Annotated in this window: 18 protein-coding genes; 4 read left to right on the top strand and 14 right to left on the bottom strand. The window is 71.1% G+C overall.

What is annotated here, in order from left to right; translation table 11 throughout:
• Nucleotides 1-93 precede the first annotated feature (93 nt).
• The 9 genes from ABT085_RS07765 to ABT085_RS07725 all read right to left on the bottom strand — a co-directional run bounded on the left by ABT085_RS07765 (nt 94) and on the right by ABT085_RS07725 (nt 11,532).
• The gene (locus ABT085_RS07765; protein ID WP_351603304.1) at nt 94-867 is read right to left on the bottom strand and encodes an intradiol ring-cleavage dioxygenase; all 774 of its coding nucleotides are present in this window, start codon (nt 865-867) and stop codon (nt 94-96) included.
• A gap of 218 nt (nt 868-1,085) precedes the next feature.
• Nucleotides 1,086-2,732, bottom strand: a complete 1,647-nt coding sequence (locus tag ABT085_RS07760; protein ID WP_351603302.1) for a pyridoxal phosphate-dependent aminotransferase — start codon at nt 2,730-2,732, stop codon at nt 1,086-1,088.
• A gap of 153 nt (nt 2,733-2,885) precedes the next feature.
• Nucleotides 2,886-4,031, bottom strand: a complete 1,146-nt coding sequence (locus ABT085_RS07755) for an aldose epimerase family protein (protein WP_351603300.1) — start codon at nt 4,029-4,031, stop codon at nt 2,886-2,888.
• 54 nt (nt 4,032-4,085) lie between these two features.
• Nucleotides 4,086-5,327: a multiple monosaccharide ABC transporter permease gene (gene mmsB / locus ABT085_RS07750; protein WP_351603298.1), complete on the bottom strand. Its 1,242-nt coding sequence runs from the start codon at nt 5,325-5,327 to the stop codon at nt 4,086-4,088.
• Entirely contained in the window at nt 5,324-6,874 is a 1,551-nt protein-coding gene (mmsA, locus tag ABT085_RS07745) for a multiple monosaccharide ABC transporter ATP-binding protein (RefSeq protein ID WP_351603297.1), read from the bottom strand. The genes mmsB and mmsA overlap by 4 nt, the downstream gene beginning before the upstream one ends.
• A gap of 41 nt (nt 6,875-6,915) precedes the next feature.
• Nucleotides 6,916-8,022 (bottom strand): multiple monosaccharide ABC transporter substrate-binding protein, encoded by a 1,107-nt coding sequence (gene chvE / locus ABT085_RS07740; RefSeq protein WP_351603295.1) that lies wholly within the window; start codon nt 8,020-8,022, stop codon nt 6,916-6,918.
• 144 nt (nt 8,023-8,166) lie between these two features.
• The gene (locus ABT085_RS07735; protein WP_351603293.1) at nt 8,167-9,135 is read right to left on the bottom strand and encodes a hypothetical protein; all 969 of its coding nucleotides are present in this window, start codon (nt 9,133-9,135) and stop codon (nt 8,167-8,169) included.
• Nucleotides 9,136-9,343: 208 nt separating this feature from the next.
• Entirely contained in the window at nt 9,344-10,375 is a 1,032-nt protein-coding gene (locus ABT085_RS07730; protein WP_351603291.1) for a zinc-dependent alcohol dehydrogenase, read from the bottom strand.
• Nucleotides 10,372-11,532 (bottom strand): mandelate racemase/muconate lactonizing enzyme family protein, encoded by a 1,161-nt coding sequence (locus tag ABT085_RS07725; protein ID WP_351603289.1) that lies wholly within the window; start codon nt 11,530-11,532, stop codon nt 10,372-10,374. Before ABT085_RS07725 ends, ABT085_RS07730 begins: the two co-directional genes overlap by 4 nt.
• A gap of 297 nt (nt 11,533-11,829) precedes the next feature.
• Between ABT085_RS07725 and ABT085_RS07720 the strand changes: the two genes are divergently transcribed.
• Entirely contained in the window at nt 11,830-12,855 is a 1,026-nt protein-coding gene (locus tag ABT085_RS07720) for an SCO2400 family protein (RefSeq protein WP_351603287.1), read from the top strand.
• Nucleotides 12,856-12,920: 65 nt separating this feature from the next.
• Here ABT085_RS07720 and ABT085_RS07715 read toward each other — a convergent pair whose 3' ends face one another.
• A complete protein-coding gene (locus ABT085_RS07715; RefSeq protein WP_351603285.1) occupies nt 12,921-13,382 on the bottom strand; it encodes a MarR family winged helix-turn-helix transcriptional regulator in 462 nt (153 codons plus the stop codon).
• A 107-nt stretch (nt 13,383-13,489) separates the two neighbouring features.
• Here ABT085_RS07715 and ABT085_RS07710 point away from each other — a divergent pair, with 107 nt between their 5' ends.
• Nucleotides 13,490-14,512, top strand: a complete 1,023-nt coding sequence (locus ABT085_RS07710) for an NADP-dependent oxidoreductase (RefSeq protein ID WP_351603283.1) — start codon at nt 13,490-13,492, stop codon at nt 14,510-14,512.
• A gap of 197 nt (nt 14,513-14,709) precedes the next feature.
• On the opposite strand, the gene ABT085_RS07705 is transcribed toward ABT085_RS07710, so the two are convergent.
• Entirely contained in the window at nt 14,710-15,855 is a 1,146-nt protein-coding gene (locus ABT085_RS07705; RefSeq protein ID WP_351603281.1) for a serine hydrolase domain-containing protein, read from the bottom strand.
• 291 nt (nt 15,856-16,146) lie between these two features.
• On the opposite strand from ABT085_RS07705, the gene ABT085_RS07700 reads away from it, so the two are divergent.
• Nucleotides 16,147-16,953 carry an EI24 domain-containing protein gene (locus tag ABT085_RS07700; RefSeq protein ID WP_351603279.1) on the top strand — a complete coding sequence of 269 codons (807 nt, stop codon included), beginning with the start codon at nt 16,147-16,149 and terminating at the stop codon, nt 16,951-16,953.
• 486 nt (nt 16,954-17,439) lie between these two features.
• Here ABT085_RS07700 and ABT085_RS07695 read toward each other — a convergent pair whose 3' ends face one another.
• Both ABT085_RS07695 and ABT085_RS07690 read right to left on the bottom strand, forming a co-directional pair.
• Complete coding sequence (locus tag ABT085_RS07695) at nt 17,440-18,411, bottom strand: aldose epimerase family protein (RefSeq protein ID WP_351603277.1); 972 nt, start codon at nt 18,409-18,411, stop codon at nt 17,440-17,442.
• Nucleotides 18,412-18,426: 15 nt separating this feature from the next.
• On the bottom strand, nt 18,427-19,317 hold the full coding sequence (locus ABT085_RS07690; RefSeq protein ID WP_351603275.1) for an SGNH/GDSL hydrolase family protein: 891 nt from the start codon (nt 19,315-19,317) through the stop codon (nt 18,427-18,429).
• Nucleotides 19,318-19,571: 254 nt separating this feature from the next.
• On the opposite strand from ABT085_RS07690, the gene ABT085_RS07685 reads away from it, so the two are divergent.
• On the top strand, nt 19,572-20,066 hold the full coding sequence (locus ABT085_RS07685; RefSeq protein ID WP_351603273.1) for a DUF3145 domain-containing protein: 495 nt from the start codon (nt 19,572-19,574) through the stop codon (nt 20,064-20,066).
• A 362-nt stretch (nt 20,067-20,428) separates the two neighbouring features.
• Here the strand turns inward: ABT085_RS07685 and ABT085_RS07680 are convergent, their stop codons facing one another.
• Nucleotides 20,429-21,700, bottom strand: a complete 1,272-nt coding sequence (locus ABT085_RS07680; protein ID WP_351603271.1) for a beta-ketoacyl-[acyl-carrier-protein] synthase family protein — start codon at nt 21,698-21,700, stop codon at nt 20,429-20,431.
• Between the last annotated feature and the right edge of the window lie 54 nt (nt 21,701-21,754).

Raw genomic sequence — 21,754 nt, 5'->3', positions numbered from 1 at the left:
CCTCAACGTCCGCAACCAGGGCACCCTGCACGTGCTGGACGCCGACGCCGTCATCGAGGTCACCCAGGGTCTTTCGGGTGGGGGGAGTGCCGGTTACTGCTCGACGCCCAGGGTGAGGGTGCCGGCGTAGCCGGAGGAGGCGGAGCTGCCCAGGGCGGTGAGGGTCAGGAGGCCGGACGCGGCGCCTCCGCCGTCGTAGACCGAGTCCTGGGTGAGGGTCGTGCGGGTGACCTTGTTGGTCGAGTAGGGCGAGATCTTCGCCATGGCGGTCGTCACCGTCTCGCTGAAGAAGAGCTGGCCGGTGTGCAGTTCCCGGCCGCCGGTGAACGAGCCGTCCGAGGTGAGCGTGACGCCGGTGTGCACCTTGACGTGGATGTGCACGCAGCGGCCGCGGTACCAGCCCGGGTAGATCGTGGTGATGGCGGCGAGGCCGCTGGAGTCGGTGAGCACTCCGCCGCGCAGGAAGGTGCCGTCGTCGGGTTCGCTGTGGCCGTTGTTGCCGACGAACCCGGAGTACTCGCCGAGCGCGTCGCAGTGCCAGATCTCCACCAGCGCGCCGGACACCGGGACGCAGGTGTCGTCGTCCACGACGGTGAGCGCCAGCTTGAGCGGGGCACCGGCCTTGCCTTCGGTGACGTCGGCGCGGACGTACTGTCCGTCGAGGTAGTAGGGGCCTTCGGTCATCTCCTTCGTGAGGGTGCAGACAGCCGCGGCGGCCGCGGGGACCAGGCCGGGGGCGGCTTCCGCAGTGGGGGACTCGGACGCGACGGCCGCACCCACGGCCAGCGTCGCGACGGTGACGCCCGTGGCCATCAGCACGGTACGGCGTCCGATGCGGGTTCCTGTTTTCTCAGGGGTGTCTGTCATGGACACGGCACCGTAGGGAGGGATGCTGTCGGAGCCCTGTCGGACGGCTGTCAGTTCCGTAAAATGACGGTCCGTCAAGTGCCTTGTGAGCCGCGTGGGATCCCGGTCGCGCGAACGTACGGCCGCCACCGGCGACGGCCTCCGGAGACGGCCTCCGGAGCACCGGCCGGTCCGTCGCGTACCGAACGGGCCGGCCGGGTCGTCGGTCGTGGCCGGGGTCAGCCCGTCTGGCCCATGCCCGCCGCGTTCGGCCAGCTCTGCGCCTGGGGCCAGCCCGTCGCCGGGGCGGGGGAGAGGCCGTTGGTGCCTCTGACCTGGGCCGCGGTGAGACCGCCGCGGGCGGGGACCCCGGGCGGGGTCGGGCCGGCCGCCGGCCCGGGAGCCGGTGCCGGGGCGGGCATCTGCGCCGCGGCCGGGAGCTGCGCGGGGTACGCGGCGGGGGCCGGGGCCGCCATCGGCTGCGGGAACTGCTGCGGCACCTGCTGCGGGAACTGGGCCGGGACCGGCTGCGGGACCGGCGCAGGGATCTGCTGGGGAGCCTGCTGAGGGATCTGCTGCGGCATCTGCTGCGGTGCCGCGGCCTGGGCCGCCACCGGCATCGGCGTCCCCGCGCCCATGGACTGGCCCGCCATCGCCTGGGCGGCGAGCGCCGGCATGCCCGCACCGTTCGTGGCGCCGACGAGCCGGTCCACCGCCGCCGTGCCCGAGCTGTAGCCGGTCCCAGTGGCGAGCTCGGGCACGGCGGCTCCCTTCCTGGTCCCGTAGAGCACCTGTTCCAGGCCGGCGACCAGGCGACGCACGTCGACCTGGGGGCGCACCACGAGACGCAGGAAGCGGCTGGACGAGCCGACCTTGTTGCCGCACTCGCGCACCAGGATCCGGTGCTCGGTGAGCATCCGGTCGCGCACCACGGTGCCCTCGGCGCCGACGGGAAGGCGCACGAAGAGGAAGTTGCCCTGCGAGGGGTAGACCGTCAGACCGGGCAGCGCGGAGAGCTGGGCGGCCATGTCCAGACGGTCGCGGCGCACCTGCTGCAGGCTCTGCAGGTACTCGGTGCCGTGCTCCTTGAGCATGAACACCACGTGCTCGGCGAAGGAGTTGAGGTTCCACTTGGGCAGCATGGAGCGGACCTTGCCGGCCAGCGACGGGTTGGCGACCAGATAGCCGAAGCGGATGCCGTGCAGGCCGAAGTTCTTGCCCAGGCTGCGCAGGACGACGACGTTCGGGCGCAGCATCGCCTCCTGGACGACGCTCGGTTCCGCCTCCGCGTCCGCGAACTCCAGGAAGGACTCGTCGATGACGACCAGGTCCAGGTCGGCCATCGCGTCCATGAACTGCACGAGCTGCTGCTTGTGCAGGAAGCCGCCGTCGGGGTTGTTCGGGTTGCAGATCACCGCGACCCGGGTGCCGCGCTTGCGGATGAACTCGGCGTACTGCGCCAGGTCCAGGACGAACCCGTTGGACTCCTGGAGCGGGAACATGTCGACGCGCTTGCCGGTCTCCATCGGCTGGTCGGTCCAGCGGCCGAAGGTGGGGACGGGGATGGCGAGGGACTCGCGGACCAGCAGGTGGTCGATCCAGGTGATGAGTTCGGTGGAGCCGTTGCCCATGGCCACGCACTGCGGCGGCAGCTGGAGCAGGTTGCACAGCTCGCCGGTGATCGTGTCGGCGCTGCTCGGGTAGTACGTGATGATGTCCCGCAGCCGGGCGGCCATCTCGTCGAACATCGCGGGCGTGGGGAAGTACGGGTTGCAGGGTATGCAGAAGTCCACGGGCCCCGATCCGTCACCCTCCCGCGTCAGCGCCGCCATCGACGGGCTGTGCGCCGCTGTGCTGCGGAACAACGAGGTGACGTTGTCGGCCATGGATCCTCCATATGGGGCGGGCCCGGAGGGGACGTCCGGGCCCGTCGTCATTGGGTGGCCCGCGCGGGGGAGCACGGGCCGCCCTTACATACGGATTCCTGGGAGGCGCTGTTCAACTCTGGTGAAAGAAGTGTGACTTCCCCCGGCCCGGTCTCAGGCGCCGAACGAATGGACCGTCGACGTCCGGTATGTCCGGCCCGGCCGCAGCACGGTGGACGGGAACGACGGCTTGTTCGGCGAGTCCGGGAAGTGCTGGGTCTCCAGGCAGAGTGCGTCGCCCTGGCGGTAGATGCGGCCGCCGGAGCCGACGAGGGTGCCGTCGAGGAAGTTGCCCGAGTAGAACTGGAGACCCGGCTCGGTGGTCGCGATGCTCAGCGAGCGGCCGGAGGACGGGTCGCGCAGGGTCGCGACGTGCACGGGCTTCGCGGTGACGCCCTTGTCGAGGACCCAGTTGTGGTCGATGCCCTTGCCGTACAGGAGCTGCTGGTGCGCGACGCGGATGTCCGCGCCGACCGCCTTCGTCCTGCGGAAGTCGAACGGGGTGCCCGCGACCTTCGCCAGTTCGCCCGTGGGGATCAGCCCCGAGTCGACCGGCGTGTAGCGGGCGGCGGCGATGGACAGCTCGTGGTCGTAGATGGACCCGCTGCCCTCGCCGGCCAGGTTCCAGTACACATGGCTGGTGAGGTTGACGACGGTGGCCTTGCTGGTGGTGGCCTCGTAGTCGATGCGCCAGTCGCCGGACCGGGTGAGGGTGTAGGTGACCTTCGCCCGGAGCGTGCCCGGGTAGCCCATCTCGCCGTCGACGCTGGTGTAGTGCAGGTGCAGGCCCACGTCGGAGCCCTTGGTGAACGGCTCGACGTCCCAGACGCGCTTGTCGAAGCCCTGGGCGCCGCCGTGCAGGCTGTTCACGCCGTCGTTGACGCTCACCTGGTAGGCGGTGCCGTCGAGGGTGAACTGCCCCTTGCCGATGCGGTTGCCGTAGCGGCCGATCAGGGCGCCGAAGTACGGGCTCTTGGCGACGTAGTCCTCGATGTTGCCGAAGCCCAGGGAGACGTTCCGGTACCGGCCGTGCCGGTCGGGGATCTCCAGGGAGTTGACGATGCCGCCGTAGGACAGCACCTTGAGCCGGGTGCCGCCGTTCTCCAGCGACCAGCGGTGGACCTTGGTCCCGTCGGCGAGCGTGCCGAAGAGCTCCTTCACCGGCTTCCTGCCCCCCGAGGCGTGCGCCGTGCCGATGGTGGCGGCGGTCAACCCCGCTGCCGCCGCTCCTGCGATGACCGTACGTCTGCTCATGTCCATGTGCGGCTCCTGCAAATGGAAGGGGCCCCACCTTTCGGGTGGGGCCCTGATGAGTTACGAACCGGACTTGCGCTTGTTCCATACGTCGAACCCGACCGCCGCCAGCAGGGCCAGGCCCTTGATGACCTGTTGCCAGTCGGTGCCGACACTGAGGAGGTTCATGCCGTTGTTCAGCACGCCGAGGACCAGACCGCCGATGATCGCGCCGAGGACGGTGCCGACACCGCCGCTCATGGACGCGCCGCCGATGAACGACGAGGCGATGGCCTCCAGCTCGAAGTTCAGGCCGGCCTTCGGAGAGGCCGCGTTCAGGCGGGCGGCGACCACCAGACCCGCCAGGGCCGCGAGCATGCCCATGTTGAGGAAGACATAGAAGGTGACCTTCTTGTCCTTGACGCCGGACAGCTTCGCCGCCGGGAGGTTGCCGCCGATGGCGTAGATGTGGCGGCCGAAGACGGCGTTGCGCATCACGTAGCCGTAGCCGACGACCAGCACGCCGAGGATCAGCAGCACGATCGGCGCGCCCTTGTAGCTGGCGAGCAGCATCGTGACGGTGAGCACCGCGGCGACCAGCGCGACCATCTTCAGCAGGAAGAGCCGGGCCGGCAGCACGTCCAGCGAGAACTCCTGCTGGCGCTTGCGGTCGCGGACCTCCTGGAGGACCACGAAGACGATCACGGCGAGGCCGAGCAGCAGGGTGATGTTGTGGTAGTTGGTGGTCGGGCCGACCTCCGGCAGGAAGCCGTTGCCCATCTTCTGCAGGCCGTCCGGGAACGGGCCGAGGGTCTGCCCCTTGAGCAGGATCTCGGTCAGACCGCGGAAGAGCAGCATCCCGGCGAGGGTGACGATGAAGGACGGTATGCCGAGATAGGCGATCAGAAAGCCCTGGATCGAGCCCGCCACGGCGCCCACCAGCAGGCACAGCACGAGGGCGAGCGGCCAGGCCACCCGGTGTTCCACCATCAGTACGGCCGCGAACGAGCCCACGAACGCGGTCAGCGAGCCGACCGACAGGTCGATGTGGCCGGCGATGATCACCAGCATCATGCCGATCGCGAGGATCAGGATGTAGCTGTTCTGCAGGACCAGGTTGGAGACGTTGCGCGGCAGCAGCAGGTCGCCGTCGGTCCACACGGCGAAGAGGGCGACGATCAGGCCGAGCGCGATCAGCATGCCGTACTGGCGCATGTTGCGGCGCAGGCCGTCGAGCATCAGCCGCACCAGGTTCTCCCCGGTCTCGCCGCCGCCCCTGCCCGGTGGTGCCTCGGCCGGGCTGTTGGTCACATCGGTGCTCATCGCGTTACCTCTTTGTCCTTCGTCATCTGACGCATCAGCACTTCCTGCGTGGCCTCGGCCCGCGAGAACTCGCCTGTCAGCCGCCCGGCGGCCATGGTGTAGATGCGGTCGCACATGCCGAGCAGTTCGGGCAGCTCGGAGGAGATGAAGATGATCGCCTTGCCCTCGGCGGCCAGCTTGTCGATGACCGTGTAGATCTCGAACTTGGCTCCCACATCGATGCCGCGGGTCGGTTCGTCCAGGATCAGCACGTCCGGACCCGCGAAGATCCACTTGCTGAGGACGACCTTCTGCTGGTTGCCGCCGGACAGCTTGCCGACCGGCTCGAAGACGGTCGGCGCCTTGATGTTCATCGACTTGCGGTAGCGCTCGGCGACCTGGCGCTCCTCGTGCTCGTCGACGATGCCCCGGTTGGCGACCTTGCCCAGGGCGGTCAGCGAGATGTTGCGGTTGATGGTGTCGATGAGGTTGAGGCCGTAGTGCTTGCGGTCCTCGGTGACGTACGCGATGCCGTGCCCGACCGCCTCCGCGACGGTCCTGGTACGGATCTCCTTGCCGTCCTTGAGGACCGTGCCGCCCGCGTACCGGCCGTAGCTGCGCCCGAAGACGTTCATCGCGAGCTCGGTGCGGCCGGCGCCCATCAGGCCCGCGATGCCGACGATCTCCCCGCGCCGCACCTGGAGCGACACCTCGTCGGCCACCTTGCGCTGCTGGTCGATCGGGTGGTGCACGGTCCAGTCGCGGATCTCCAGCGCCGGGGCCGCACCCTCCTCGGGGTGGTGCGGGGTGCGCTCGGGGAAGCGGTGGTCGAGGTCCCGGCCGACCATGCCGCTGATGATCCGGTCCTCGGTCGTCTCCGCCGCCTTCACGTCGAGTGTCTCGATGGACCGCCCGTCGCGCAGGATCGTCACCGAGTCGGCGACCCGGCGGATCTCGTTGAGCTTGTGGGAGATGATGATCGAGGTGATGCCCTGGTTCTTCAGCTCCAGGATCAGGTCCAGGAGCTTGCCGCTGTCCTCGTCGTTGAGCGCCGCGGTCGGCTCGTCGAGGATGAGCAGCTTCACCTCCTTGGACAGTGCCTTCGCGATCTCCACGAGCTGCTGCTTGCCCACGCCGATGTCGGCGACGCGGGTCTCGGGGTGCTCGTCGAGGCCGACGCGGCGCAGCAGTTCGCTGGCGTGCCGCAGGGTCTCGCTCCAGTCGACGAACCCGCGCTTGGCGTGCTCGTTGCCGAGGAAGATGTTCTCCGCGATCGACAGGAACGGCACCAGCGCCAGTTCCTGATGGATGATCACGATGCCGTGCTGCTCGCTCGCCCGGATGTCCCGGAAGCGGCAGACGTCACCCTCGAAGAGGATCTCGCCCTCGTAACTCCCGTGCGGGTGAACGCCGGAGAGGACCTTCATCAGGGTCGACTTGCCGGCGCCGTTCTCCCCGCAGATGGCATGGACCTCGCCCTGGCGGACGGTCAGTGTGACGTCCGACAGTGCCTTGACGCCGGGAAAGGTCTTGACGATCGAGCGCATTTCCAGGACGGGTCCCGCCATGGTCGTGCCTTCCAATCCGTAGAAGTCGGTGCGACCGGTGGCTACTTGAGCTCGTCCGCCGTGTAGTAGCCGCCGTCCACCAGGACCTGCGAGTAGTTGGTCTTGTCGACGCTCACCGGCTGGAGCAGGTAGGCGGGGACGACCTTGGCGCCGTTGTCGTAGGTCTTGGTGTCGTTGGTCTCCGGCTTCTTGCCGTTGAGGACCGCGTCGACCATGTTCGAGGCGACCTTGGCCAGTTCACGGGTGTCCTTGTAGACGGTCTGCGTCTGCTCGCCCGCGATGATCGACTTCACCGAGGCCAGCTCGGCGTCCTGGCCGGTGAGCACCGGCAGCGGCTTGGCCTTGGAGCCGTAGTCGTCCGACTTCAGCGCCGACAGGATGCCGATGGAGATGCCGTCGTACGGCGAGAGGACCGCGTCGACCTTCTTGCTCGAGTACGACTTGGTGAGGATGTCGTCCATGCGCTTCTGCGCGGTGGCGCCGTCCCAGCGCAGGGTGGTGACCTGGGTGAGGCCGGTCTGGCCGGACTGGACGACGAGCTTCTTGCTGTCGATGTACGGCTGGAGCACGCTCATCGCGCCGTTGAAGAAGTACTTGGTGTTGTTGTCGTCGTTGGAGCCGGCGAACAGCTCGATGTTGAACGGGCCCTTGCCGCTCGCCAGACCGAGCTTGTCGACGATGTAGTTGGCCTGGAGCTCGCCGACCTTGCTGTTGTCGAAGGACGCGTAGTAGTCGACGTTCTTCGTGCCGAGGATCAGACGGTCGTAGGCGATGACCGGGATGTGCGCGTCCGCGGCCTGCTGGAGCACGTTGTTCAGGGACTTGTTGTCGATGGCCGCGACGATCAGCGCCTTGACGCCCTGCGTGATCAGGTTCTCGATCTGCGAGACCTGCTGGTCGGGGTCGTCCTCGCCGAAGACCAGCTTGGTCTTGTAGCCCTTGGCCTGGAGGTTCTTGACGACGTTGTCACCGTCGGCGATCCAGCGCTCGGACGACTTGGTCGGCATCGCGATGCCGATGGTCCCGCCCTTGGCGCTGCCCGACTCCTCCTTGCTGCCGCCTTCACCGCTCTGACCGCAGGCGGTGAGGGTGAGCGCGAGGGAGGCGGCTCCGGCTATGGCGGCGAGGGCGGCTCTGCGAGTACGCATGATCATCATCCTTGATGTGTGTGGAGCAGGGCTCGGTCTGGCGGGGGTGCGGTTGCTCGTCCGGGCGGTGCGGCAAGTCCGAGGAGCGGTTGTGGGATTGTGTTCGACTGCGTCGTCTTTTGTGAAGGGGGATTGTCCGGAACGTTATGCGGAAGTTTCGAACCGCTTCAGGGCGCCGGGCAGGCGTGACCCCAGGGGGGCCATCTCGCCGTCGACTCCGTGCCGTTCGAGCAGATCCAGGGCCAGCCGGCCGCGCCGCACCCGTTCCCGTGCGGTGGACAGGGTCAGATCCCTCAAGTGGTGCCCGTACGGGTAGATTCCGGGCGCCTTGGACAGGCCGAACTTGAGGTAGAGCGGTGCGCCGCGCCGGATCAGCTCGGCGACCTCGTACATCCGGACGTACCCGCCGAGATCGTCGGGGGCCTCGATGTACATGTCCATGGGGGCGGCCGACACCCGCCGGATCTCCGTGAGGTGATCGAGGGTCAGATCGCTGGGCACGTTGACCGAGTCGGCGCCCAGCCCCTCGTACACCGCGTACGCGGCCGGGTTGACCGGGCCGATGAGCGCGGACACCTTCAGGGTGGTGTCCGCCGGGATGATGCCCGCCAGGCGCGCCCGGTGCAGCGTCCACAGCACCCCCTCGTCGGCGACGAGCAGGCATCTGACGCCCAGCTCGGTGGCCCGTACGGCGTCCTCGACGCACCCGGCGACGGCGTCGTGGCCGCGGGCGCGGGTGCCGCCGCCGCGCGAGTCGGTGCGCACCGAGCCGCCGATGTCCCAGGTGCCGCGCGGGCCGGTGAACAGGCAGAGCTCGATGTCCCGTTCGCCGGTCGCGTCGACCATCTCCGTGATCTCGGCGTCGGTCAGCATCCACACGCCGCTGCCCTGGCTGATCCGGTGGACCGGCACGTCCAGGCGCGAGGCCTCCTTCAGGACGACGGCCAGCGCCTCGGGGCCCTCGCAGGAGGGGATCTCGGTGCGCCAGCGGCCACCGCCCGGGAAGCTGTGGGGCGAGGCGTCGGCGGGATCGAGGGCGGGTGCGCCCAGGCCCAGTGCGGCGAGCGCCCGCTCGCCGGGTCGACGGGCTGCCGTGGCGGAAGCGTCGGTCACAAGCTGTCCTTCTTGTTCGGTATTTCGGACGAGGTTCGCGGCTCAAGGCGTGGAACGGGCGGGGTGTACGCCGGCACGAGGGCCGTCAGGTTGCCTTCGTGCCGGCGTACGGCCGGGGGTGGGGCCGGCGGGGGGTGGTGCGGGGGCCTGCGTGCCGTCGTACGGCCACGGGAGGGGAGCGGAGCGGACTCCGGGCCCGCCCGCGGCCCTAGGGGCGCAGCAGGACCTTGCCGACCTTCGGGTCGCCGGACCCCACCAGCTCGATCGCCGCGGAGAACTCGGTGAGCGGCAGCTCGTGCGTGACCAGCGGCAGCGGATCGAGCAGCCCGGCCGCGAAGACCCGCACCGTGTGCGCCCAGGCGTCCGGCGGCGCACCGAAGACGGTGTGCACCTCCAGCTGCCGTACGACCAGGTCGGTGGGGTCGAGACCGTCGGCGCCCGGCGCCGGGATCCCGGTCAGGACCAGCCGCCCGCCGCGCCGCAGCAGTGCCGCGGCGGTCCGCGCGGCCGACGCCGACCCCGCCGTCTCGATCACCACGTCGAAGTCGCCGGGCAGCTCCTGGTCCTTCGTGCGGAAGTCGGTGGCCCCGAACTGCCGGGAGAGCGCCTCCCGGTCGTCGCGGGTGCCGACCACCAGCAGCTCGCCCGGCGAGCCCGCCCGGAGGAACTGCACGGCGAACATGCCCAGCGTCCCGGTGCCGACCACCGCGACCCGCTCGCCCGGCCGCGCGTTCGCCTTGAGCGCGGCGGCCGCGATGCAGGCGGCCGGCTCCAGCAGCGCGGCGGCCGTCAGGTCCGCGTCGTCGGGCAGGGCGTGCAGCAGCCGGGCCGGCAGGGTGAGGGTGGCGGCCATGGCCCCCGGCTGGGTGAAGCCGGTCTCCTCGTACCCGTCGGTGCACAGCGTGGTCTCGCCCGCGTGGCAGCGGTCGCACACCTGGCAGTTGCGGAAGCCCTCGCCCACGACCTTCCGGCCGACCAGCGACTCGGGCACCCCGGCGCCGACCGCCTCCACGGTCCCCGACCACTCGTGCCCGGGGGTGAGCGGATAACGGACGTACCCCTCGGGCCGGTTGCCCTGGTACACCTCGCGGTCGCTGCCGCAGATCCCGGTGGCGTGGACGCGCACCAGCGCCTCCCCGGCCTCCGGCCGCCGCGGCTCGTGCGCGGTGATGCGGTGCTCGCCGGGCGCCTCCACGACCACGGCGGCGGCGCCCGCCGCGGTGTTCTCCCCGGTGCTCACGGCTGGGTGCCCTTCGGCTTGCGCTGCTCCCAGCCCTCGGCCCACAGGTCGAAGCGGGCCTGCTGCTGCGGGAACTCGGCGGCCGCGTCGACGTCCAGCTCGACGCCGAGGCCCGGCGCGTCGGAGAGGTGGAAGTAGCCGTCGACGACCTGCGGGGCGCCCTTGACGACCTTCTTGATCTCCGCGTCCGCGAAGTCGTTGAAGTGTTCGAGGATCTTGAAGTTCGGGGAGGTGAAGCCGACCTGGAGGGAGGCGGCGGTCAGCACCGGCCCGCCGACGTTGTGCGGGGCGACCAGCATGTAGTGGGTCTCCGCGGTCGCGGCCAGCTTCCGGGTCTCCCAGATGCCGCCGATGTGGCCCACGTCGGGCTGGATGATGTCGACGGCCTGGCTCTCGAACAGCTCCCGGAACTCGATCCGGTCGTGGATGCGCTCACCGGTGGCGACCGGGATGTCGACCTTGGCCGCGATCTTCTCCAGCGCCTTCAGGTTCTCCGGCGGGCAGGGCTCCTCCAGCCAGGCCGGCTTGAAGGGGGCCAGCTCGCGGGCCAGGCGCACGGCCGTCGCGGGAGAGAAGCGGCCGTGCATCTCCAGCATCAGCTCGGCGTCCGGCCCGATGGCGTCGCGGACCGCCTCGATCAGCGAGACGGCGTACAGGCTCTGCTCGTGGTCCAGTTCGAAGTGGCCGGTGCCGAAGGGGTCGATCTTCAGCGCCCGGTAACCCCGCTCCATGACCGCCCGGGCGGCCTTGTGGTACGCCTCGGGCGTGCGCTCCGTGGTGTACCAGCCGTTGGCGTAGGCCTTGACCTTGTCGGTCACCTTGCCGCCGAGCAGCTGCCACACCGGCACGCCCAGCGCCTTGCCCTTGATGTCCCAGCAGGCCATCTCGACGACCGCGATGCCCGACATCACGATCTCGCCCGCGCGCCCGTAGTCGCCGTACTTCATACGGCGCACCAGGTCCTCGACAGCGAACGGGTCGGAGCCGAGAATGTGATTGGCCTCGGCCTCGCGCAGGTATCCGATGAGAGCGTCGGTGTGGCCCAGCATCCGGGTCTCGCCGACTCCGGTGATCCCCTCGTCGGTGTGCACCTGGACGTAGGTCAGGTTGCGCCACGGCGTCCCGACCACGTGTGTGCTGATTCCGGTGATGCGCACGACAGTTGCCCCTTGCTGCTTCGTCGGCTCGGTTGGCTGGCGTTCCGATGTGTTCGATATTTCGTCACACGTTCGAAATGCTGGCGTGACAGTAAGGACGGTGCGGTCGGGGTGTCAATGGGTCGGACGCATAAGGGTTTCGATAGTTTCGAAGTCGACTTTCGGGGCATTGGCGGATGCTTCACGCCGCCTCGGGCGCTTCGCACGACATCTCGCGCGGTTAAACCTGTTCTCGCACAAAAATTCCACAGCACCCCCTAGGAACGCCGCCCTCCGGGAACTTAGTCTTCCCGCGTCATGGACTACTGCCACTCGTGCCGACGGCATCTCAACGGCGCTTTCGCGTGCCCGGGATGCGGCACCCCTGCCGACCAGCTGCGCGCGGACGCGGACGACAACGACACCGGCGACGCCGACGGGTCGTCCGGCGAGGGTGCGCGCGAGCACGGCGGTGCCGGTTCGCACCCGGAACCGGGCGGCCGCGCCGCCCGGCGCCGGGAGCAGGGCCGCGGGGGCCGCAGGCGCGGGCGGAACGAGGCCGGGCCGGCCGGTGCCGGGCCGGCCGACGGACAGGACCGCCGGCCGGACGGGACGGAGCGGACCGACGGCCACGGCTACGAGCCAGAGCACGACGACCGCGGCTACGAGCTGGACCACGACGGCCGCGGCTACGAACCCGACCACGACGAGCGGGGCCACTGGGCGGGCGGCGCCGGGCTGTCCGAGGACCTCGGCCACCCGGCGGACGGCACCGGGCGGACCGAAGAGCCCGAGTACGACGACTACGACGAGGACGACCCGGCGGAGCAGGAGCGCGGGCCCGTCCCCAGCCGTCGCGATCGCAAGGCGGCCGCCCATCGCCGACGCCGCCGTCGCACCCTGCTGATAGCCACCGGCTTCGTCCTCGCGGCCGGCGGGCTGAGCCTCGCCGAGCTCGGCGTCGACGCGCCGGGCTTCTCCTCCGAACAGCCCGCGGCCGCCGTGGACCCCTCGACGCGGGACGGCGCCCCCGGCGAGGCGTCCGCGTCCGCGTCGGCCCGCACCCTCGACAGCGCGGCGGCCACCCCCACGGCCTCGGCCCAGGCCTCCCGCTCGGCCGCTGCGACGGCGTCGAAGTCCCCGAAGGCCGACGCGTCGGGCTCCGCCGACCCGGCCGGCGAGGACAGCACCTCCCCGGCCTCGGCCGCGCCGACCGCCGCGCAGTCCTCGGCGGCGACCCCCACGGGGGACCAGACCCCGACGGCCGAGCCGACGAGCGCGGACCCGACGCCCGACCCGACCCCTTCGGAGACGTGCAGCAAGTTCCTGTGGTGGTGCACCTGAGGCTCCGCGGCACACCCGCGGCTCGCTGAACGGGCCTGGACGGGCCTGGGCGGATCCAGGCGGGCCTATGCGGGCTTCCGCGGAGTCCCCGGCTGCTCCAGCATCCGCCGCAGCAGCCCCCGCAGCACCACCCGTTCCTCCTCGCTCAGCCCCGCCAGCGGTTCGCGGGCGAAGTGCAGGGACTCGCGCAGGCTGCGGGCCACCTGGACGCCCTCGTCCGTGGCCGCCGCCAGCTTCACCCTGCGGTCGGCGGCGTCCGGGCGCCTCTCCACCAGACCGCGTGATTCGAGGCGGTCGACTATTCCGGTGACGTTCGACGGCTCGCACTTCAGCTTCTGGGCCAGCTTGCGCATGGGCAGCGGCTCCAGCGAGAGCAGGCTCAGCAGCCGGGCCTGGGCGCCGGTCAGGGCGTGGTCGCCGGCTGCGGTCTCGTAGTCCTCGTAGTACCGGGTCACCACCTCGCCGATCAGCTCGACTACGTCCATGGTCAGGGTGTCGGGGCGGGGCGTCCGCGGTGAGGTGGGCATGCTCCGAGGGTACCCCTTTACTTGACATCCTGAAATATTCAGGCGCATGGTTGTTTCAGGTACTGAAGTATTTGACCGTGTGAAGCACCGAGGAAGGCCCGGTTCCCATGTCCGACACCCCCACGCTCCCCGCCACCAGCCGTGAATGGCACCTGGTCAGCCGCCCGGTCGGCTGGCCCAAGCCCGAGGACTTCGCCCTGGTCGAGGCGGAGATCCGGCAGCCCGGCCCCGGCGAGGTGCTGGTGCGCAACGCCTACGTCTCCGTGGACCCGTACATGCGCGGCAGGATGAGCGCGGCCAAGTCCTACGCCGCCCCCTTCGAGCTGGGCAAGGTCATGCAGGGCGGCGCCGTCGGCGAGGTCGTCGCCTCCGGTGCCGAGGGCATCGCCCCCGGCGACCACGTGCTGCACTTCGGCGGCTGGCGCGAGTACGCCACGGTGAGCGCCGCGCAGGCCGTCAAGGTCGACCCCGAGGCCGCGCCCCTGTCGACGTACCTCGGCGTCCTCGGCATGACCGGCCTCACCGCCTACGCCGGACTGCTGCGCACCGCCTCCTTCAAGGAGGGCGACTCGGTGTTCGTGTCCGGGGCCGCGGGCGCCGTGGGCAGCCAGGTCGGACAGATCGCCAGGCTCAAGGGCGCCTCCCGGGTCATCGGCTCGGCCGGCTCCGACGAGAAGGTGAAGCTCCTGGTCGAGGAGTACGGCTTCGACGCCGCCTTCAACTACAAGAGCGGCCCGGTCTCCGAGCAGCTGCGCGCGGCCGCCCCCGACGGCGTCGACGTCTACTTCGACAACGTGGGCGGCGACCACCTGGAGGCGGCCATCGGCTCGCTGAACCAGGGCGGCCGGATCGCGGTCTGCGGCATGATCTCGGTCTACAACAACACCGAGGCCGCCCCCGGCCCGCGCAACCTCGCCCGGCTCATCCAGACCCGCGGCCGGATCGAGGGCTTCCTCGTCGGCGACCACTACGACCTTCAGCCGCAGTTCGTCCAGGAGGTCGGCGCCTGGATCCGCTCCGGCGAGCTCAAGTACACCGAGACGGTCGTCGAGGGCATCGAGAACAACCTGGAGGCGTTCCTCGGGGTGCTGCGCGGCGACAACACCGGAAAGATGATCGTCAAGCTCTGACCGGCGAACCGGGCCGCGCCCCCGGAGGGCGGCGAGCGCCGTGTCCCCGGAGGGCCGGGAAGGCCGTGCCCCGACTCCGGGGCGCGGCCTTCGCGCGTGCATGTCGCACGGCCGGCGTGCGTCCGCCTCACGCGGCCCGTCTCACGCGGCCCGTCTCACGCGGCCCGTTTCACGCGGCCCGTCTCACGCGGCCTGTCTCACGCGGCCAGCGCCGCCCGGTGCACCGCCGCCGCCAGCGCGGCGTTCTCGGGCGCGGCCCCGCCCGGGAAGGCGTTGCGCCGCCGGGTGTAGCCGTAGGCCAGGCCGCTGCGCGGGTCCGCGAAGGCCTGGCTGCCGCCCGCTCCGCTGTGCCCGAACGCCCCGGCGCCCAGGAACGGGTGCCAGGTGTCCGCGGTGGCCTGGAAGCCCAGCCCGTACGACTTGTGGGTGCGGGCCACCAGGTCGTACCCCACGGAGTGGAACTGCCCGAACTCCGCCGCCGTGTCCTCCTTCAGCAGCGGCGCCTTCCCGTCGATCTCGCTGACGGCCGCCGCGTACAGCCCCGCCAGCCCGCGCGCCGAGGCCACCCCGCCGACCGAGGCCGGGCCCTTGGCGCGGATCTCCGGCCGGTTCGGCAGCAGCGCGAGGTCGGTCGGCTCGGCCGTGTGCGTGTTGAAGGCGATGGACGCCAGCGTGTGCGGCCCCTGCGGCAGCGCGTCGAGCAGGGCCCGCTGCTCGGCGGTCGGGATCATCGGCTGCACGGTGCGAAAGCGCGGCTCGTGGGCCGCGGGCAGGCCCAGGAAGAAGTCCAGCCCGTACGGGGCGCGGATCCGCTCCTCGTACACCTCCTGGAGCGTGCGGCCGGTGGCGCGGCGCACCACCTCGCCCGTCAACGCGCCGATGACCAGGGCGTGGTAGCCGAAGGCGGTGCCCGGCCGCCAGAACGGCCGCTGGTCGGCGAGCCGTTCGGCGATCAGCCGGTCGTCGGCGAGCTCGGCCGCACTGAAACCGGTGTCCGTGCCGACCAGGCCCGCCCGGTGCGCGAGCAGGTCCCGCAGGGTCAGCGACCCCTTGCCCTCGGAGCCGAACTCCGGCCAGTAGTAGGTGACTTTCCGGTCCAGTTCGAGGGTGCCCTCCTGCACGAGGAGCGCCACGACCAGATGGGCGGCCCCCTTGGTCGAGGAGTACACGCCGTAGAGGGAGTCGGCGTCGGTGCCCGCCCACAGGTCGACGACCAGCCGCCCGTGCACGTACGCGGTCAGCTGCCCCTCGTAGTCGGGCCGTTCCCCGGCGACGAGCGCCGCGAACTCCGCTCGCACCGCCTCGAAGCCGTCCGCGACGGTGCCGTGGATCTCCTGCGTCATGCGCTCTCCTCCAACTTCAGCCGCTGTGCGCGTGTGCCATGGTGATCATTGCCCGTCCGAGCTGGGGGAACTCCCCCTTCGGGTCGTTTCGGAAGTCGCGTGCGGGCGGCCCCGGAAGCCGTCCTCGGGCGGCCGCGCGGAAGGCGCTCGACGCACGCGCACCTTCTGCGGGCTTCCCGGGATCGGTACGGCGCGACGTACCCGTTCGACTCAACAGCGGCGGGCGTTCGGTACCGGAAGGTGACGCTCTGGCCGGAGGTTGATCGGGAATCACCCGATAGAGTTCCGGGCATGCGCGATCTCGGGGTGGGTTTCAGCTATCTCCTGAAGGGCCAGCGCTGGGTGGCCCGGCACGGAAAGCAGTACGGCTTCGGCCTGCTGCCCGGTCTGATCACCCTCGTCCTCTACGCGGCGGCGCTGGTGGCCCTGGGCCTGTGGGGCGAGGACCTCGTCTCCTGGTCGACCCCGTTCGCGGACGACTGGTCGAGCCCCTGGCAGGGCCTGTTCCGCGGCTTCCTCACGGCCGTGCTGTTCGCGCTCGGCCTGCTGCTCGCGGTCCTCACCTTCACCGCGGTCACGCTCCTCATAGGCCAGCCCTTCTACGAGAACCTCTCCGAGAAGGTCGACCGAGACGTCTCGCCCGACGGCATCGCCCCCGAGTCGCAGCTGCCGCTCTGGCGCGAACTGTGGATCTCGGCGCGCGACAGCCTGCGCATCGTGCTGCGCGCCCTCGTCTGGGGCGTCCTCCTCTTCGCCCTCGGCTTCCTGCCCGTGGTCGGCCAGACGGTCGTCCCGGTGATCGGCTTCTTCGTCACCGGCTTCTTCCTCACCGAGGAACTCGCCGCCGTCGCCCTCCAGCGCCGCGGCGTCGAGCTGCGTGACCGGCTCGCGCTGCTGCGCTCCCGCAAGACCCTGGTCTGGGGCTTCGGCACCCCGCTCGGCCTGGCCTTCCTGGTGCCGTTCGTCGCGGTGTTCCTGATGCCGGGCGCGGTCGCGGGCGCGACCCTCCTCGCCCGCGACCTGCGGGGCGAGGAGATCACCGACGGCGCGGACCGCGAGACCGAGGAGCCCCGCCAGGAGGCGGACGCCACCGGCTGACCCGCCGCCTCCGGGGGCATGGGCGCAGACGCCCGCCCGGGGCCGGAAGCCCGTTCCACCCCCGTCCCCGCCCCGGCGCCGCGTACACCGCCCGCGCCGGGGGCGTCCTCGTCGTGCGCCCGCGCCCGCGGCCCCGCCGACCTGCCGGTTCTCCGGGTGCCGGGGCCGTGCAGGGCGGCATCGCCGAGGCCACCGACGAAAATTTCGCAGCGTTCCCCTCGAGATTTGGGATAGAAGGCGAGATCGTGGGTATTTGTGAAGGGTTCGTACGAACTTCGCCTCGGCCGCTCGATCGCCGACCGCGGAGCGAGCACGAAGGTTAACGTCTGATCCGGGCGCCCACGCCCCGGGGCCTCAGGGCCCGGGCTCCGGCGCCCCCCGAGCAGCCCCGGTCCGGTGACCTGACCTCCGGACCGGGGCTCATTTCTGCCCGGCGCCGGTGCCGGTGAACCGGGCCGGTGCCCCGGGCCGGCCCGCCGCGGCCGGTCAGCGGGCCGAGAACGCGTACACCGTCGCCGAGCGGTACACCGCACCCGGCCGCAGCTCGGTGCTCGGGAACTCCGGACGGTTCGGGGAGTCCGGGAAGTGCTGCGTCTCCAGCGCGACCCCGTCGCCGGGCGCGAAGGGGGCCTCCAGATGGTCCGCGGTGTACAGCTGCATCCCCGGCTCGGTCGTCGCCACCGTCAGCACCCGCCCGGACACCGGGTCGTGCAGCTCGGCCACCTCCTCGACGGCCGGCGTCACCCCCTTGTCCAGGACGAAGTTGTGGTCGTAGCCGGTGCCCACCTTGCGGACCGCGCGGAAGTCGAACCGGGTGCCCGTCACGTCCTCCAGCACACCGGTCGGGATCAGGTCCGCGTCGACCGGCGTGTAGCGCGAGGCGGCGATCCGCAACTCGTGTCCGCCGGTGCTCCCGGCCCCGCCCAGGTCGAAGTAGCTGTGGTTGGTGAGGTTGACCACGGTCGGCTCGTCCGTGGTGGCCTCGTAGGCGATCCGCAGCGCCCCGGACGCGTCCAGGGCGTACGTCGCCGAGACCTCCAGCCGGCCCGGGAAGCCCTCCTCGCCGTGCGGGCTGACCCGGCTCAGCCGCACCCCGTCCTCGACCGGCGTCACGTCCCACACCCGCTTGTCGAAGCCGCGCTCACCGCCGTGCAGCGAGTTCGGCGGACTGTTGGGCTCCAGCGCGTACGTCAGCTCGCCCAGCGGGAAACGGCCGTCCGCGATCCGGTTGGCGTAACGGCCCACCAGCGCACCGAAGTACGGCCCCGTGTGCGTCAGATAACCGTCCAGGTCGGCGAACCCCAGCACCACGTTCCCCGGGCGGCCGTCCCGGTCGGGTACCTCCAGGGACTGCACGATCCCGCCGTACGACAGGATCCGGACCCGGGTCCCGGCCCGTTCCAGGGTCCAGACATGGACCGGGGTGCCGTCGGGAAGTGTGCCGAAAAGTTCGCTCATGTGGGAAACCCTAGGTCACGGTTCCCGCGCCGTGACGGTGCGGTAGGCGATCTCCGCGAGCCGCGCCTGCCCGTCCGTGCTCGGGTGGAACCAGTCCCAGTGACTGAGCTGGTCGGTGTCGAAGCGGTAGTCGTACACCGCGTTCCCGTCGAAGCGGCAGCGGGCGTCCTTCTCGCAGACCTCCTGCAGCACCCCGTTGTACGCCTCCACCCGCTGCTGCACCGTGTCGCGCCGCTCGGTCGCCTCCGCGTCCAGCGCGTCCGCGTCGCGCAGCATGGACGGGCACAGGCCGAGCTGCCAGATCTGCTTGCCGAGCGGGTTGGTGCGCCCCTGCGACCACAGCCGCTTCAGGTTCGGCACGCTCGCCACGTACACCTGCGTCCGCGGCAGCCGCGCGCGCAGAGTGCGCAGCGACTTCTCGAAGTCCGCCCGGAAGTCGTCCACCGGCGTCATGTCCGAGACGGAGGACCGGCAGGCGTCGTTGGCGCCCACCATCACCGTCACCAGTTGCGGCCGCCGGGCCGCCGCCCGCCCGAGCTGCGCGGGCAGGTCGGCCATCCGGGACCCGGTCACCGCGTAGTTCCAGCTCCGCCGGGCCGCGCCCGCCGTCCCCAGCAGCCGTACGGCCAGGCTGTCGACCTTCGCCGAACCGCCCGTCGCCCACGACACCTCCGGGCAGTCCGACAGGACCGCGCAGGCGTCGAAGCCACGGGTGATGGAGTCGCCGACCGCCGCCACCGACTCCGGGCTGCGGTCCCACACCGGGGTGGGCGAGGGCTTCGCCCGCGCCTGCGAGCCGCCCGCACCCGGCGGGTCGCCGCCGGCCGCGTCGCACCCCCCGGCCCCAAGGACGGCCGCCACCACGACGGCGACGACGGCTCGCACCCGGCTGCTCCGCTTCCGCATCCTCGGCCATCCCCTCGGTCGTCCCGTACGTCCTGCCCCTCCATCACAACGTGCGGGAGTTCCCGGCCGGTCCGGTGCAACGCCGCACCGCGTACAAGCGTCCCCCCGGGTGAATGGCAGACGATTGGGAGTACCGGGACCGACGGTACGTCACACTCCTTGCGCCGCCGCACGGTAGCCTCGCCATCAACGTGGCGACATGCCACTGAGCATGGCCCCAGTAGCAAGATGTCCCGCTCTGCCCGGAGGTCCCGGTGACGACACGTGGAGTTCTGTACGTGCACTCCGCGCCGCGCGCGCTGTGCCCGCATGTCGAGTGGGCCGTCGCCGGGGTGCTCGGTACGCGCGTCAACCTCGACTGGATCCGGCAGCCCGCCGCGCCGGGCACCTGGCGCTCGGAGTTCTCCTGGCAGGGCGAGGCCGGCACCGCCTCCAAGCTCGCCTCCGCCCTGCGCGGCTGGCAGATGCTGCGTTTCGAGGTCACCGCCGAGCCCTGCCCCACCGCCGAGGGCGAGCGCTACAGCTGCACCCCCGAGCTCGGCATCTACCACGCGGTGACCGGGATGCACGGCGACATCCTCATCCCCGAGGACCGGCTGCGCGCCGCCCTCCAGCGCTCGCAGCGAGGCGAGACCGACTTGGAGGCCGAACTCACCAGGCTGCTCGGCAAGCCCTGGGACGACGAGCTGGAGCCGTTCCGGTACGCGGGCGAGGGCGCGCCGGTGCGCTGGCTGCACCAGGTGGTCTGACCCACCGCCACGCCGCCGCGACACCCTCCCGTACGCCCGCCGCGTACGGCGTCCCGTATCGCCACGCCGGATACGCCGTCACGTACGCCCGCCGCGTATCGCCCGTCGCGTACGCCGTCCCGTATCGCCCGCCCTGCACGTCGTCACGTACGTCCGTCGTGCACGCCGTACGCGGGCCGGTCGCGGGTCCGTCGGACGGCGCCCGCGCGGAGTCCGTGGCGTACGCGTCCTGCTGCCTCCCGTGGGCTCCCGTGGCTTTCCGAGCCGGCCTGCCCCGGAACGGACCGCGGCCCGCCGCCCGCGCGGGAGCGCGGGGGACGGGCCGTCGGGGGTCCTCGAAGTCAGCGCCGAGGACGGTGGGTTCAGACCGTGCGGAACGCCAGCACCACGTTGTGGCCGCCGAAGCCGAACGAGTCGTTCAGCGCGGCGATCCGGCCGTCGACGGGGAGCTTGCGCGCCTCGCCGCGGACGATGTCGGCGTTGGCCTCCGCCTCCGGGTCGAGGTTCTCCACGTTGATGGTCGGCGGCGCCACCCGGTGGTACAGGGCGAGGATGGCCGCGACGGACTCGACGCCGCCCGCGCCACCGAGCAGGTGACCGGTCATCGACTTGGTCGCCGAGACGGCCATGTGGTCCGTGTCGTCGCCGAAGACCTTGCGCAGCGCCTTCAGCTCGGCGATGTCACCGGCCGGCGTGGAGGTGGCGTGCGCGTTCACGTGCACGATCTCCGCCGGGTCCAGGTCCGTGCTGTCCAGCAGGTGCTGGAGGGCGTGCGAGATGCCGCGGCCCTCCGGCTCCGGCTGCACGATGTCGTGGCCGTCGGCGGAGATGCCCTGGCCGACCGCCTCCGCGTACACCCGCGCACCGCGCTTGGCGGCGTGCTCGGCGGACTCCAGGACGATCACGCCGGCGCCCTCGCCGAGGACGAAGCCGTCGCGGTCGACGTCGTAGGGACGCGAGGCGCCCTGCGGGTCGTCGTTGTTCTTGGACATCGCCATCATGTTGCCGAACGCGGCGATGGGCAGCGGGTGGATCGCCGCCTCCGTGCCACCGGCGACGACGACGTCGGCACGGCCGGTACGGATCATCTCGATGGCGTAGCCGATGGCCTCGGCGCCCGACGCGCAGGCGGAGACCGGCGTGTGCACACCCGCGCGGGCGCCCACGAGCAGACCCACGTTGGCGGACGGGCCGTTCGGCATGAGCATCGGCACGGTGTGCGGGGAGACGCGGCGGACGCCCTTCTCCTTGAGCACGTCGTACTGGTCGAGGAGGGTCGTCACACCGCCGATGCCGGAGGCGATGACGGCTCCGAGACGGTCGGGGTCGACCGCGCCGTCCTCACCGGCACGGCCGGTGAAGCCGGCGTCGGCCCAGGCCTCCAGGGCCGCGATCAGCGCGAACTGCGCCGAACGGTCGAGACGGCGGGCCTGCGGCCGCGGGATGACCTCGGTGGGCTCCACGGCGACCGGGGCCGCGATACGGACGGCCTGGTCGGCCGCCCACTCCTTGTCGAGGGGCTTGACGCCGGAACGACCGGCGATCAGGCCCTCCCAGGTAGAGGCTGCGTCGCCACCCAGCGGTGTGGTTGCGCCGATACCGGTGACGACCACGGTGCGATTGGTCGGGCTCACGGGAATTCTTTCTCCAACGGATACGAGGATTCAGCGGCGCCACCGCCGGGTGGC

It is taken from the genome of Streptomyces sp. NPDC002265 (assembly GCF_040296125.1).
In the GTDB taxonomy this organism is placed as follows: Bacteria; Actinomycetota; Actinomycetes; order Streptomycetales; family Streptomycetaceae; genus Streptomyces.
The sequence above is the reverse complement of the archived record's forward strand: the minus strand, read 5'-3'. Positions and strand labels throughout refer to the sequence as shown.